At 45.9% G+C, this 15,689-nt stretch carries 7 protein-coding genes, 1 tRNA gene and 3 rRNA genes; 4 read left to right on the top strand and 7 right to left on the bottom strand.

Annotated elements, in window-relative coordinates:
• The first annotated feature begins 26 nt into the window (after window positions 1-26).
• The 3 genes from AC5JQI_RS05835 (at window position 27) to AC5JQI_RS05825 (ending at window position 4,710) form a co-directional block, all read left to right on the top strand.
• Window positions 27-2,669: a bifunctional acetate--CoA ligase family protein/GNAT family N-acetyltransferase gene (locus AC5JQI_RS05835; RefSeq protein ID WP_493914027.1), complete on the top strand. Its 2,643-nt coding sequence runs from the start codon at window positions 27-29 to the stop codon at window positions 2,667-2,669.
• 209 nt (window positions 2,670-2,878) lie between these two features.
• Complete coding sequence (gene pssA / locus AC5JQI_RS05830; protein WP_323856268.1) at window positions 2,879-4,237, top strand: CDP-diacylglycerol--serine O-phosphatidyltransferase; 1,359 nt, start codon at window positions 2,879-2,881, stop codon at window positions 4,235-4,237.
• A 119-nt stretch (window positions 4,238-4,356) separates the two neighbouring features.
• Window positions 4,357-4,710 carry a YfiM family lipoprotein gene (locus AC5JQI_RS05825; protein ID WP_493914026.1) on the top strand — a complete coding sequence of 118 codons (354 nt, stop codon included), beginning with the start codon at window positions 4,357-4,359 and terminating at the stop codon, window positions 4,708-4,710.
• A gap of 77 nt (window positions 4,711-4,787) precedes the next feature.
• On the opposite strand, the gene rrf is transcribed toward AC5JQI_RS05825, so the two are convergent.
• The 7 genes from rrf to rluD all read right to left on the bottom strand — a co-directional run bounded on the left by rrf (window position 4,788) and on the right by rluD (window position 14,765).
• Window positions 4,788-4,903: ribosomal RNA gene (gene rrf / locus AC5JQI_RS05820) — 5S ribosomal RNA — on the bottom strand.
• Window positions 4,904-4,995: 92 nt separating this feature from the next.
• A 23S ribosomal RNA gene (locus AC5JQI_RS05815) occupies window positions 4,996-7,905 on the bottom strand.
• 187 nt (window positions 7,906-8,092) lie between these two features.
• Window positions 8,093-8,168, bottom strand: a tRNA-Glu gene (locus AC5JQI_RS05810).
• Between the two features lie 84 nt (window positions 8,169-8,252).
• Window positions 8,253-9,795 (bottom strand): 16S ribosomal RNA (locus AC5JQI_RS05805).
• The 16S, 23S and 5S rRNA genes sit together here with 1 tRNA gene alongside, the layout of an rRNA operon.
• A 553-nt stretch (window positions 9,796-10,348) precedes the next feature.
• Window positions 10,349-12,922 carry an ATP-dependent chaperone ClpB gene (clpB, locus tag AC5JQI_RS05800; RefSeq protein ID WP_493914025.1) on the bottom strand — a complete coding sequence of 858 codons (2,574 nt, stop codon included), beginning with the start codon at window positions 12,920-12,922 and terminating at the stop codon, window positions 10,349-10,351.
• 129 nt (window positions 12,923-13,051) lie between these two features.
• Complete coding sequence (yfiH, locus tag AC5JQI_RS05795) at window positions 13,052-13,783, bottom strand: purine nucleoside phosphorylase YfiH (RefSeq protein WP_493914024.1); 732 nt, start codon at window positions 13,781-13,783, stop codon at window positions 13,052-13,054.
• Between the two features lie 4 nt (window positions 13,784-13,787).
• Window positions 13,788-14,765: a 23S rRNA pseudouridine(1911/1915/1917) synthase RluD gene (gene rluD, locus AC5JQI_RS05790; RefSeq protein ID WP_493914023.1), complete on the bottom strand. Its 978-nt coding sequence runs from the start codon at window positions 14,763-14,765 to the stop codon at window positions 13,788-13,790.
• Between the two features lie 138 nt (window positions 14,766-14,903).
• Between rluD and bamD the strand changes: the two genes are divergently transcribed.
• Window positions 14,904-15,635 carry an outer membrane protein assembly factor BamD gene (gene bamD / locus AC5JQI_RS05785; RefSeq protein WP_493914626.1) on the top strand — a complete coding sequence of 244 codons (732 nt, stop codon included), beginning with the start codon at window positions 14,904-14,906 and terminating at the stop codon, window positions 15,633-15,635.
• The last annotated feature ends 54 nt before the right edge of the window (window positions 15,636-15,689 follow it).

Raw genomic sequence — 15,689 nt, 5'->3', positions numbered from 1 at the left:
TGATAACTGATAAGGAGCCTTTAGATATGAGCCAACGCGGACTTGAAGCGTTATTACACCCTAAATCTATCGCCGTTATTGGTGCTTCTGAAAAACCAGAAAAAGCCAGTTCGATGTTAATGCGAAATTTACTGATGGGAGGATTTACAGGGCCTATTCTTCCTGTCACACCAAACAGACGTTCCGTTCTGAGTGTTCTGGCATATCCTTCCATCAATGAATTACCATTAATCCCCGACCTCGCTGTCCTCTGCACTCATCACAGTCGTAATCTTTCTTTGCTGGGACAGCTGGCTCAGCACGGATGTAAAACCGTTATTATTCTATCCTCACCACCATCACAATTTGATGAGCTGAAACAGTACAGCCATAAACATCATATTCGCATTCTGGGACCTAATAGCCTTGGTATTCTGGCACCTTGGATAGGGCTGAATGCCAGTTTTTCCCCCATTCCTATCCTAAAGGGTAAACTGGCTTTTATTTCACAGTCAGCCGCAATATCAAACACGATTCTGGACTGGGCAAATCATCGCAATATTGGTTTTTCGTATTTTATTGCTTTGGGGGATAGTGTTGATATTGATATTGATGATCTACTCGATTTTTTAGCAAGAGACAGTAAGACCAGTGCTATTTTGTTACATTTAGAACATATCAGCGATGCCCGACGTTTTCTTTCTGCTTCCCGAAGTGCCTCACGCAATAAGCCGATTCTGGTTGTAAAAAGTAGCCGTACCCGTAAAGCACAACAATTGCTTGGAGAACAACAGAATTTTGATTCTGCCTATGATGCTGCAATTCAACGAGCAGGGCTACTACGTGTACAAGATACGCATGAAATTTTTTCTGCTGTAGAAACATTAAGCTTTATGCACCCTCTGCGGGGAGAACGCTTGTTAATCGTCAGTAATGGCGCAGCACCCGCGGCAATGGCACTGGATGAGCTGCTCAGAAGAACTGGCAAGCTCGCTGTTTTGGAAGAGGAAACGACCAGTAAATTGTCTGATATACTCCATGAAACACTTCTTCTACGTAATCCTTTAGATATCGGTGATGATTCTTCAACCGATCAATATATTGCAGCGCTCAATTTGCTGTTAGATAACCATGGTTATGATGCGTTACTACTTATTCATTCTCCTTGCGCCATATCCCACAGCCAGACTACAGCAGTCCGGGTTATCCAGGCTATTAAGGAGCATCCTCGCGGAAAATGGATAACTATCTTTACTAATTGGTGTGGAGAATATTCTTCATTAGAGGCCAGACGTTTATTTAGTGAAGCTGGTATTCCGACATACCGCACACCAGAAGGTGCAATTACCGCGTTTATGCACATGGTAGAGTATCAGCGAAACCAAAAACAACTCAAAGAAACACCCTCTCTGCCAATCGGCATGACTTCCAATGCTGCCCGTGCCCATGAATGTATCCAGCAATCTCTTGATCACGGAAATATCCAACTGGATACCCATGAAGTGCAACCGATACTCGAAGCCTACGGTTTAAATACCTTACCAACTTGGATTGCCCATACCAGTGATAATGCAGTCAGTATTGCAGAAAAAATTGGCTATCCGGTGGCATTGAAACTTCGCTCTCCTGATATTCCGCATAAATCCGAAGTTCAGGGCGTAATGCTTTATTTACGTAATGCCGATGAAGTCAAAACGGCAGCACAAGCGATTATCGAACGCGTAAAACAAAATTTCCCGCAAGCCAGAATTCATGGCTTGCTTGTGCAGAGTATGGCTAACCGAGCAGGCGCACAAGAATTGAGGATTTCTATTGAGCAAGATGAAATATTTGGTCCTTTAATCATGCTCGGAGAAGGAGGAATTGATTGGACCAGTGAAACACAAACCGCTGTCGCTCTTCCCCCTCTCAATATGGCATTGGCCCGTTATCTCGTTATTCAGGCAATTAAAAGCGGCAAAATAAAATCCGGTGGTTCACTGTTACCATTGGATATCCCTGCACTCAGCCAGTTGTTGGTCAGAGTATCTAATCTCCTGATCGATTGCCCCCAAATTGTTCGCATGAATATTCATCCGCTGCTTGCATCAGGTAATGAATTCACCTTACTGGATGTAGTTATGGAATTAACACCAGTAATAGGAGACCCCCATAATCGGCTTGCTATTCGGCCTTATCCCAATGAACTGGAAGAAACTATCTATATAAAAGACGATCTTAAATGTCTTCTACGCCCGATTTTGCCGGAAGATGAGCCTTTGTTGAAATCATTCATCAGTCAGGTAACAAAAGAAGACCTTTATTACCGCTATTTCAGCGAGATTAGTGAGTTTACCCATGATGATCTTGCCAATATGACCCAAATTGATTACGACAGAGAAATGGCATTTGTTGCGATACGTCATCCGACAACAACGCCCGAAATTATTGGTGTCGCTCGTGCTATGGCTGATCCGGATAATATCGAAGCAGAATTTGCGATATTAGTGCGATCAGATCTAAAAGGGATTACGTTAGGCTATCAGCTGATGACAAAGCTGATTCATTACACAAGAGAACATGGTATTAAAACACTAACGGCTATCACTATGCCGGAAAATCGTAATATGATCCAACTGGCAAAGAAACTCGGATTCACTGTTGATATTCAGTTAGAAGATGGCATCGTTAATTTAGTATTAAAGTTTTAGTATAAGGTATAAGGCATAAACATAATTTAGTGCTGGAGATCACGAAAGATCCTATCTTCGTGATAGATCGCACAGACTTAAAGCAATCAGCACTGGAAAGTTAATTCATGCTCACAAGATGCCAAACTAATGGTATGATTCCAGACCATTTTGATTCATACACCTTATGATGGAACCTGCTCCATCTGAACTAAGAGAAAAAACGCACTGTGATGTTGTCTAAATTTAAACAAGCAAAACACCAACAACACCTTGCACAACTGCCTAAACTCCCGCAGTCAGTTGCTGATATAGAGACACTTTATCAATCCAAAGTGTTCCTCAGCACCTTACTGGAACACATTGCAAACGCTCAAAAGCATATTTATATCGCGGCATTGTATTTAGAAAACGATGATGCCGGGCGAGATGTTCTGACTGCATTATATATCGCCAAGCAAAAACGTCCTGAATTGGATATCAAAATTTTAGTTGATTGGCATCGTGCTCAACGTGGACGTATTGGTGTAAAAGCAGCGGCAACAAACGCAGACTGGTATTGCTCTATGGCGGAAAGCTACCCTGATGTTAAGATTCATATTTCGGGTGTTCCGGTAAACACACGTGAAGCATTGGGTATTTTACATTTAAAAGGCTTTATCTTTGATGATACGGTAATTTATAGCGGAGCCAGCATTAATGATGTCTATCTGCACCGCCATGAAAAATATCGTTATGACCGTTACCATTTGCTGCATAATGCAAAACTTGCAGCTACCATGAAACAATTTATAGATGAAAGTATTCTTACATCTGATGCTGTAAAAAATTTAGCAAGTCATAACCGCCCCCGTAATCTTGAAATTAAAAATTTAATCCGGCAATTTCGTGTTTCATTGCGTAATGCTGAATATCACTTTGAAAATCAAGCATCAAACGAAGAGTTAGCTGTTACTCCACTAGTTGGCTTAGGGAAGAAAAACCTGCTGAATAAAACAATCTGTCATTTGATGGCTTGTACTGAAAATAAGTTGGTTATTTGCACACCATACTTCAACTTACCTGCTGTGTTAGTACGAGCGATATCACGCTTGCTTCGCCAAGGAAAACAAGTTGAAATCATCATTGGAGACAAAACAGCCAATGATTTTTATATTCCGCCGGAAGAACCATTTAGGATTATCGGGGCACTGCCTTATCTATATGAAATTAATCTGCGTCGTTTTACCAGTCGGTTACAAAAATTTATCGATAGCCAGCAGCTAACCGTTCGATTATGGAAAGATCAAGACAATTCTTATCACTTAAAAGGGATTTGGATTGATAATAAATGGCAATTGATCACCGGTAATAATCTCAATCCTCGTGCATGGGGGTTGGATTTGGAAAATGCTATTCTTATTCACGACCCTCATCAGGAAATGCAACCCCAACGTTCTATGGAGTTAGAATGCATTCGTACCCATACGAAAATCATTAACAATTATCAGGAATTAGAAAATATCCAACTTTACCCTGTTAAAGTTCGAAAGCTGATACGCCGTTTGCGTCGTATTAGGGTTGATAGATTGATCAGCCGAATACTGTAAAATAGATAAATAATTATCAAATTTTTGATCCTCTCTCGCAATTGCAGAGGGGATTTTTTTGTATCTTATTTATCAAATAGCTATGATTTAACAAAATATAAATCATGGCATAAATTACAATGAAAAAAATCTTAACCACCCTAATTAATAATATATTAATAATATTCCCTCTTCTATTGAATACCTCTTGTTCTAATATCCGCCAAGCTAACGATAATTGGGTCGGTAAAGATAAAGCTCAACATTTCTTATTTTCTGCGGTTGTGGCCGCTGCTGGAAATGCTTATGGGGATCGTCAAAATTGGAAACATCGTGACAGTGCACAATTTGGTGTATTTTTATCAATTGGACTTGGGGCAGCGAAAGAATTTTATGATAGCCGTCCATCTGGAACTGGCTGGAGTTGGCATGATATTGCTTATGATATAGCAGGCGCTATAACTGGTTATAGTTTGTATCAGTCTATGAAATAAATTTATGCTCTATAATTTTCTATACTTCAAACGCAAAAAAGCCATCCGGTAAGGGATGGCTTCTCTGGCAAATAATTGTCTGGCAGTGCCCTACTCTCGCATGGGGAGACCCCACACTACCATCGGCGCAACGGCGTTTCACTGCTGAGTTCGGCATGGGATCAGGTGGGACCACCGCGCTCTTGCCGCCAGACAAATCCTGTTTTCAATCCCGAACAAGCTGCTTCTTGTCATCTGAACCCCGTCTTCTCTCTCAACAACCCGCCAAAACACCTTCGGTGTTGTCAGGTTAAGCCGCACGGTTCATTAGTACCGGTTAGCTCAACGTATCGCTACGCTTACACACCCGGCCTATCCACGTCCTCGTCTCGAACGTTCCTTCAGTGTCCTCAAGGGACAAGGGAAGACTCATCTCAAGGCAAGTTTCCCGCTTAGATGCTTTCAGCGGTTATCTTTTCCGCACGTAGCTACCGGGCAATGCCATTGGCATGACAACCCGAACACCAGTGGTGCGTCCACTCCGGTCCTCTCGTACTAGGAGCAGCCCCTTTCAATCTTCCAACGCCCACGGCAGATAGGGACCGAACTGTCTCACGACGTTCTAAACCCAGCTCGCGTACCACTTTAAACGGCGAACAGCCGTACCCTTGGGACCTACTTCAGCCCCAGGATGTGATGAGCCGACATCGAGGTGCCAAACACCGCCGTCGATATGAACTCTTGGGCGGTATCAGCCTGTTATCCCCGGAGTACCTTTTATCCGTTGAGCGATGGCCCTTCCATACAGAACCACCGGATCACTAAGACCTACTTTCGTACCTGCTCGAGCTGTCACTCTCGCAGTCAAGCTAGCTTATGCCTTTGCACTAACCTCACGATGTCCGACCGTGATTAGCTAACCTTCGTGCTCCTCCGTTACGCTTTGGGAGGAGACCGCCCCAGTCAAACTACCCACCAGACACTGTCCGCGACCCGGATAACGGGCCGGCGTTAGAACATCAAACATTCAAGGGTGGTATTTCAAGGATGGCTCCGTGCAGACTGGCGTCCGCACTTCACAGCCTCCCACCTATCCTACACATCAAGGCTCAAGGTTCAGTGTCAAGCTATAGTAAAGGTTCACGGGGTCTTTCCGTCTTGCCGCGGGTACACTGCATCTTCACAGCGAGTTCAATTTCACTGAGTCTCGGGTGGAGACAGCCTGGCCATCATTACGCCATTCGTGCAGGTCGGAACTTACCCGACAAGGAATTTCGCTACCTTAGGACCGTTATAGTTACGGCCGCCGTTTACTGGGGCTTCGATCAAGAGCGTCTCCCGGAGGATAACCCCATCAATTAACCTTCCAGCACCGGGCAGGCGTCACACCGTATACGTCCACTTTCGTGTTTGCACAGTGCTGTGTTTTTATTAAACAGTTGCAGCCAGCTGGTATCTGCGACTGGCCTCGGCTCCGGGCGCGTGTCCCTTCACCTACCGCCAGCGTGCCTTCTCCCGAAGTTACGGCACCATTTTGCCTAGTTCCTTCACCCGAGTTCTCTCAAGCGCCTGAGTATTCTCTACCTGACCACCTGTGTCGGTTTGGGGTACGATTCTGTGTGACCTGATGCTTAGAGGCTTTTCCTGGAAGCAGGGCATCAACCACTTCGGCACCGTAGTGCCTCGTTATCACGCCTCAGTGTTATCAGCGGTCCGGATTTACCAAAACCGCCCACCTACACGCTTTCACCGGGACGACCGTCGCCCGGCTGGCCTAGCCTTCTCCGTCCCCCCTTCGCAGTCACACCGAGTACAGGAATATTAACCTGTTTCCCATCGACTACGCCTGTCGGCCTCGCCTTAGGGGTCGACTCACCCTGCCCCGATTAACGTTGGACAGGAACCCTTGGTCTTCCGGCGAGCGGGTTTTTCACCCGCTTTATCGTTACTTATGTCAGCATTCGCACTTCTGATACCTCCAGCAAACCTCACGGTTCACCTTCGACGGCTTACAGAACGCTCCCCTACCCAACAACATTGACATGTTGCTGCCGCAGCTTCGGTGCATGGTTTAGCCCCGTTACATCTTCCGCGCAGGCCGACTCGACCAGTGAGCTATTACGCTTTCTTTAAATGGTGGCTGCTTCTAAGCCAACATCCTGGCTGTCTGAGCCTTCCCACTTCGTTTCCCACTTAACCATGACTTGGGGACCTTAGCTGGCGGTCTGGGTTGTTTCCCTCTTCACGACGGACGTTAGCACCCGCCGTGTGTCTCCCGTGATAACATTCTTCGGTATTCGCAGTTTGCATCGGGTTGGTAAGTCGGGATGACCCCCTAGCCGAAACAGTGCTCTACCCCCGAAGATGAGTTCACGAGGCGCTACCTAAATAGCTTTCGGGGAGAACCAGCTATCTCCCGGTTTGATTGGCCTTTCACCCCCAGCCACAAGTCATCCGCTAATTTTTCAACATTAGTCGGTTCGGTCCTCCAGTTAGTGTTACCCAACCTTCAACCTGCCCATGGCTAGCTCACCGGGTTTCGGGTCTATACCCTGCAACTTAACGCCCAGTTAAGACTCGGTTTCCCTGCGGCTCCCCTAAACGGTTAACCTTGCTACAGAATATAAGTCGCTGACCCATTATACAAAAGGTACGCAGTCACCCTGATAAATCAAGGCTCCCACTGCTTGTACGTACACGGTTTCAGGTTCTGTTTCACTCCCCTCGCCGGGGTTCTTTTCGCCTTTCCCTCACGGTACTGGTTCACTATCGGTCAGTCAGGAGTATTTAGCCTTGGAGGATGGTCCCCCCATGTTCAGACAGGATACCACGTGTCCCGCCCTACTCATCGAACTCACGGCCTGGGCATCTTCGTGTACGGGGCTATCACCCTTTACTGCGCGCCTTTCCAGGCGCTTCCACTGATGCACGGGCCGATGCTGGTTCTGGGCTGTTCCCCGTTCGCTCGCCGCTACTGGGGGAATCTCGGTTGATTTCTTTTCCTCGGGGTACTGAGATGTTTCAGTTCCCCCGGTTCGCTTCCTGCCCCTATGAATTCAGGGCAGGATAGTGCAACGGATTGCACTGGGTTTCCCCATTCGGACATCGCCGGCTATAACGGGTCATATCCCCTTACCGGCGCTTTTCGCAGATTAGCACGTCCTTCATCGCCTCTGACTGCCTAGGCATCCACCGTGTACGCTTATTCGCTTAACCTCACAACCCGAAGGTGTCTTCGGATGGAGTTTTTGAGAGATTCACCCGTGATTTCATGTAAAATCACGGGCCGTTTCAAATTTTCAGCTTGTTCCAGATTGTTAAAGAGCAAATATTGCTAAACCGGCTCGCAAGCCGCGCTTAACAATACCGTTGGCACCGCCTTTCACCCAGGGCCTGAGCAATGTGGCGTCCCCTAGGGGATTCGAACCCCTGTTACCGCCGTGAAAGGGCGGTGTCCTAGGCCTCTAGACGAAGGGGACATCAAGTCTTCTTCGCAGACGCTGCTCATTCTTCATTTCATCAGACAATCTGTGTGAGCACTTCACAATACTGCGCTCGTTTGGTAAGGAGGTGATCCAACCGCAGGTTCCCCTACGGTTACCTTGTTACGACTTCACCCCAGTCATGAATCACAAAGTGGTCAGCGCCCTCCCGAAGGTTAAGCTACCGACTTCTTTTGCAACCCACTCCCATGGTGTGACGGGCGGTGTGTACAAGGCCCGGGAACGTATTCACCGTAGCATTCTGATCTACGATTACTAGCGATTCCGACTTCATGGAGTCGAGTTGCAGACTCCAATCCGGACTACGACAGACTTTATGAGTTCCGCTTGCTCTCGCGAGGTCGCTTCTCTTTGTATCTGCCATTGTAGCACGTGTGTAGCCCTACTCGTAAGGGCCATGATGACTTGACGTCATCCCCACCTTCCTCCGGTTTATCACCGGCAGTCTCCCTTGAGTTCCCACCATCACGTGCTGGCAACAAAGGATAAGGGTTGCGCTCGTTGCGGGACTTAACCCAACATTTCACAACACGAGCTGACGACAGCCATGCAGCACCTGTCTCAGCGTTCCCGAAGGCACTCCTCTATCTCTAAAGGATTCGCTGGATGTCAAGAGTAGGTAAGGTTCTTCGCGTTGCATCGAATTAAACCACATGCTCCACCGCTTGTGCGGGCCCCCGTCAATTCATTTGAGTTTTAACCTTGCGGCCGTACTCCCCAGGCGGTCGATTTAACGCGTTAGCTCCGGAAGCCACGCCTCAAGGGCACAACCTCCAAATCGACATCGTTTACAGCGTGGACTACCAGGGTATCTAATCCTGTTTGCTCCCCACGCTTTCGCACCTGAGCGTCAGTCTTCGTCCAGGGGGCCGCCTTCGCCACCGGTATTCCTCCACATCTCTACGCATTTCACCGCTACACGTGGAATTCTACCCCCCTCTACGAGACTCTAGCCAACCAGTCTTAGATGCCGTTCCCGGGTTAAGCCCGGGGATTTCACATCTAACTTAATTGACCGCCTGCGTGCGCTTTACGCCCAGTAATTCCGATTAACGCTTGCACCCTCCGTATTACCGCGGCTGCTGGCACGGAGTTAGCCGGTGCTTCTTCTGCGGGTAACGTCAATCGTAAGCCGTATTAACGCTTACGCCTTCCTCCCCGCTGAAAGTACTTTACAACCCGAAGGCCTTCTTCATACACGCGGCATGGCTGCATCAGGCTTGCGCCCATTGTGCAATATTCCCCACTGCTGCCTCCCGTAGGAGTCTGGGCCGTGTCTCAGTCCCAGTGTGGCTGGTCATCCTCTCAGACCAGCTAGGGATCGTCGCCTAGGTGGGCCATTACCCCGCCTACTAGCTAATCCCATCTGGGTTCATCCGATGGCGTGAGGCCCGAAGGTCCCCCACTTTGCTCAAAAGAGGTCATGCGGTATTAGCCACCGTTTCCAGTGGTTATCCCCCTCCATCGGGCAGATCCCCAGACATTACTCACCCGTCCGCCGCTCGCCGGCAAAGAAGCACGCTTCTTCCCGCTGCCGCTCGACTTGCATGTGTTAGGCCTGCCGCCAGCGTTCAATCTGAGCCATGATCAAACTCTTCAATTAAAGTGTTTGATGCTCAAAGAATTATCCTGTTAGTTCGTAATGAATTAACTGTTGTTCACTCTTCAAGACTTGGTAATCTTTTTCGCCTTGCGGCGTGAGATACAGTCCTGCGAGTGCCCACACAGATTGTCTGATTAACTTGTTAAAGAGCGGGGCAACCGGGAAGTGGCTTCCGGGTTGCGAGGCTGCGTATCTTACGCTTTCCTCTGTCAGTGTCAAGCCTTATTTTTCAAGGCTTTTCACTTTGTCATCCCGACAGATTTGTGTGTTTGTCGTGACAACGGATGCGCATTATAGGGAGTTTTATGATAGTGGCAATAGTTATTTTAAAAAATATCGCCAATCGCTCGCTTCTTCGTCAAAACAGTTTGTATTGTAGTTTTTTTATCCTAAAAAAAGAAAAAAGAGGTGTTTTTCCCACCTCTTTTTATCTTTGTAAGATCTGTTTCTATTGTTCCACGACAAATTATCAAACTGTTTGTCATGAAAACCGCTTCCAGTCTCTTATAAATATAGACGATTACTTATAAAAGCTATTACTACGCAGACAATACTATTGTTTTGCAACAATACTATTGTTTTCCAGATCCAGGGTCACTAATTCACCTGGTATCAATTTGCCAGAAAGAATCTGTTGTGCCAGAGGGTTTTCAATTTCTTGCTGAATGGCTCGTTTCAGAGGGCGGGCACCATACACAGGATCAAAACCAGCCTCACTCAATTTCTCCAATGCAGAAGGTGTCATCGTAACCAGATAACCACGTTCTTCCAGCCGATGGTATAAACGCTGCAATTGAATATTCGCAATGGATACCAAATGTTCTTTTCCTAATGGGTGGAACACGACAATTTCATCGACACGGTTAATAAACTCAGGTCTGAAATGATGACCAACTACTTCCATCAGCATATTTTTCATTCCTGTATAATCCAGCGAACCAAAACGTTCCTGAATCATATCGGAACCTAAATTAGAGGTCATAATCACAACTGTATTGCGAAAATCAACCGTTCTTCCCTGCCCATCTGTCAGGCGACCATCATCCAATACCTGTAATAAGATATTGAAAACATCTGGATGAGCTTTTTCCACTTCATCCAGCAATATGACTGAATAAGGACGGCGGCGTACCGCTTCAGTCAGATACCCTCCTTCCTCGTATCCAATATATCCGGGAGGAGCACCCACCAGTCTTGAAACGGAGTGTTTCTCCATAAATTCCGACATATCGATACGAACCATTGCATCATCACTGTCGAACAAGAAATTAGCCAGTGCCTTGCACAATTCTGTTTTACCTACCCCCGTTGGCCCCAAAAACATAAAAGAGCCAATGGGACGATTAGGATCAGATAATCCCGCTCGGCTACGGCGAATGGCGTTCGATACGGCATTCACAGCTTCATTCTGCCCGATAACACGTTTATGCAATTCTTGTTCCATGCGCAACAATTTATCTTTTTCACTTTCCAACATTCTGGATACAGGAATTCCTGTCCAGCGAGCAAGAGTTTCAGCAATTTCAGCATCAGTGACTTTATTGCGCAGCAATTTCATATGACGATTTTCTGCTGTTGTTGCCGTAGCCAAACGTTTTTCTAATTCCGGAATTTTTCCATACTGAATTTCAGACATTTTGGCTAAGTCGCCACTACGGCGAGCTTTTTCTAATTCAATGCGCGTATTTTCTAACTCTGCCTTGATATTCTGAGTACCGGTAAGCTCAGCTTTTTCTGCTTTCCATTCTTCTTCCAGCTCAGAATATTCGCGTTCTTTTTCTGCCAATTCTTCGCTTAGCATTTCTAAACGTTTTTTACTGGCATCATCTGATTCTTTTTTCAGCGCCTGCTGTTCAAGTTTCAATTGAATAACACGGCGTTCAAGGCGATCCAATGATTCTGGTTTAGAGTCCATCTGCATACGCAGACTGGCCCCGGCTTCATCAATCAGGTCAATTGCCTTATCTGGCAACATGCGATCAGAAATATAACGATGAGATAAAGTTGCAGCAGCGACAATTGCCGGATCGGTTATCTGTACATGATGATGCAGCTCATAACGCTCTTTCAGCCCACGCAGAATTGCAATAGTGTCCTCAACTGTGGGTTCTGCGACATAAACTTTCTGGAAGCGGCGTTCCAAAGCTGCATCCTTCTCAATATACTGCCGATATTCATCCAGTGTCGTCGCTCCCACACAGTGCAATTCACCACGTGCCAGAGCAGGTTTTAGCATGTTACCGGCATCCATAGCACCTTCAGCTTTACCAGCTCCTACCATGGTATGCAATTCATCAATAAATAGGATGACTGAACCTTCTTGTTTAGCCAGATCGTTTAAAACACCTTTCAGACGTTCTTCAAATTCGCCACGGTATTTCGCACCTGCTAACAACGCCCCCATATCAAGAGACAGAACACGCTTGTTTTTCAATCCTTCGGGAACTTCACTATTGACTATACGTTGCGCCAAACCTTCAACAATGGCAGTTTTCCCTACTCCTGGTTCACCAATAAGCACAGGGTTGTTTTTAGTTCGACGCTGTAAGACCTGGATTGTGCGGCGAATTTCTTCATCGCGTCCAATAACAGGATCTAATTTTCCTTGTTCAGCACGTTCAGTCAGATCAATTGTATATTTCTTTAATGCTTGGCGCTGATCTTCTGCACCTTGATCATTCACTTTCTCACCACCACGCATTTGTTCTATTGCCTTAGTGATTTTATCTTTAGTTACACCGACAGCTTTAAGGATGTCACTTAATGTTCCACGTTCCTCTATCGCTGCCAAAATAAAGAGTTCGGAGGAAATAAAATTGTCCCCTGCTTTTTGCGCAAGTTTGTCGCACAAATTTAAATAACGCCCAAGCTCATTGGATACCTGTACATCTCCACCATTGCCTTCGACTTTCGGCAATCGATCTAGAACTAGGTTAAGTTGATTATTGAAACTCGCTGTATCCACTCCAGCCGATGTCAATAAAGGACGAATGGAGCCGCCTTCTTGATTAAGCAATGCGGACATCAAATGGATAGGCTCTATGAATTGATTATCACGCCCTAATGCAAGAGATTGGGCGTCAGCGAGAGCTAGCTGGAATTTGTTGGTAAGACGATCCAGACGCATAACACCTCCAATACTGGTCAGAATTTGCTACTGGAGATTAGATAAGGTCATTCCTTAAATATTCAAGGTCTTCTGAAAAGTTAATTGGAAACTTACCGCTATACGCCAAAGATCGTCCTGTGGAATAGATTATCTCAACCAGATTAAAGTTGCCATTCGTCCGGTGTTACCATCACGACGATAAGAGAAAAATCTTTCTTTCTCCGTCACAGTGCATGCGGCCCCGCCAAAAATGTCTGTTATTCCGACAGACTGCAACTTTAATTTAGCCAGTAAATAAATATTTGCCAGAAATTTATCGCCATAAGGTATGAAAGCTTGCTCCAGTTCAGGATTGGTCAACATAAAGGCTTCCCTGACTTCAGCGCCTACCTCAAATTTATTAGGGCCAATAGCTGCTCCCATCCATACACGAATCATTTCAGGTGTCGCGTTAAATTGAGATACAGTATTTTCTAGTACTCCGTCACATAATCCACGCCACCCAGCATGAGCTGCTGCAACTTCATCTCCGTGAATGCTGCAAAACAAAACTGGCAAACAATCTGCTGTCATCACAGCACAAACCTGCCCGGGGACATTTGTGTAAACAGCATCAGCCTGATTATTTCCCAGTAACTGACCCTCAAGCCTGATAACACGTGTTCCGTGTACTTGTTCCAACCAAATTGGTTGCTGTGGCAACTGAGCATATTCAACCAGAAGTTTTCTATTTCGCTCTACACATTCTGGTTCATCCCCAACATGACTCCCCAAATTAAGGCTGTCATAAGGGGGCAAACTTAAACCTCCCTCGCGGGCTGTACTGCAAGCAGCAACATTCTCAGGCTGTGGCCAATCGGGAAAAATCAGGGGAGTCATTTACTTACCAATCCATTTCATCTTTGAAAGCTTCAGCATCCGCTTTCATTACTTCAGCAAGTTTAACTATGTCATCTGGTAATGGAGCATGCCATTCCATCTCAATTCCAGTAATCGGATGGTAAAGGCGCAACATGGTGGCATGCAATGCTTGGCGATCAAAATTGCGCATTACTTCTCGAAATTCGTCCGATGCCCCTTTTAGAGGGCGAGGACGTCCGCCATACAATGGATCACCAACCAAAGGATGCTTAATGTGTGCCATATGTACACGGATTTGGTGTGTCCTACCCGTCTCTAAGCGTAAACGCAAACGGGTATGTGCCCGGAAATGTTCCATAACACGATAATGGGTAATTGCTGGTTTTCCCATCGGATGTACAGCCATATGCGTTCTTTTGGTTGGATGGCGAGAAATAGGCTCTTCTACCATGCCCCCTGCCGTCATACATCCCAAGGCAATGGCTTCATATTCACGGGTTATTTCACGCAACTGCAAAGATTCCACCAGACGGGTTTGGGCTGGTACGGTTTTTGCGACAACCATCAATCCCGTTGTATCCTTATCAAGACGATGAACAATGCCGGCACGAGGCACATCCGCTATTTCAGGATAACGGTATAACAAGGCATTCAGTATGGTTCCATCAGGATTACCTGCCCCCGGATGAACAACCAAATCCCGTGGCTTATTGATAACCAGAATATCGTCGTCTTCATAGACTACATTCAATTCAATATTCTGCGGTTCCCAACGAGCATCTTCTTCAATGATAGCATTGATGGAAATTTCTTCTCCTCCGAAAACTTTTTCTTTTGGTTTATTAATTAATTTACCATTAACTTGAACTTTATTGTCCAAGATCCACTCTTTTATACGTGACCTTGAATAATCGGAAAACAATTCAGCCAAAGCTTGATCTAAACGTTGACCAAGCTGAGATTCAGCGACTATTGCGTTGAGTCGGATTTGTTGTGCCATATATAACTTCTATATTTTACGTTGAGTTTTGACGGCAAAGCCGTTTCATTTAAAATAGTGTGCTATTGTAACTCTATATTTTGCCGGGAGCTTCACGGACAGTCTCCCAGAAAACTCTCAGAGGATAATCAACACGTGATGATTCGCATGAAATATCTAGTGGCAGCGGCCACATTGAGCCTGATTTTATCCGGATGCTCCAGCAATAAGGATGCTGTTCCTGATATCCCACCATCTCAAATTTATTCAGTCGGGCAAGAAAAGCTGCAAGAAGGTAACTATAAAGCGGCTATCAAGCAATTGGAATCTCTTGATAACCGTTATCCTTTTGGGCCGTACTCCCAACAGGTTCAGCTTGATTTGATCTATGCCTACTACAAATCAGCGGAATTCCCACTGGCTCTTGCATCAATTGACCGTTTCATGCGTTTGAATCCAACCCACCCTAATATCGATTATGTCTTATATATGCGTGGTTTGGTCTCACAGGCTCTGGATGACAGTGCACTACAAGGCTTTTTCGGTATTGATCGTTCGGATCGCGACCCTGAACATGCTCGTGCCGCGTTCCGTGATTTCAGTCAACTCGTTCGCTATTATCCAAACAGCCAATATTCAACCGATGCTACTAAGCGTTTAGCATTTATCAAAGAGCGTTTGGCCAAATACGAACTTGCAGTCGTGAAATATTACACTAAACGCAGTGCTTATGTGGCAGTTGTCAATCGCGTAGAACAAATGTTACGAGATTATCCTGATACTCATGCAACCCGGGAAGCACTTTCTTATATGGAATCGGCTTATAAGAAATTAGGGCTGATAACTGAAGCAGGTAAAGTGACAAAACTGATTGCGGCCAATCCTGAATAAAATTTAAGATTATGATCAAAAACAGCAGCTTTCGGCTGCTGTTTTTTTTATTCA

It is taken from the genome of Xenorhabdus sp. XBWT (genome assembly GCF_059072735.1).
This window is presented reverse-complemented; position numbering and strand designations above follow the sequence as displayed.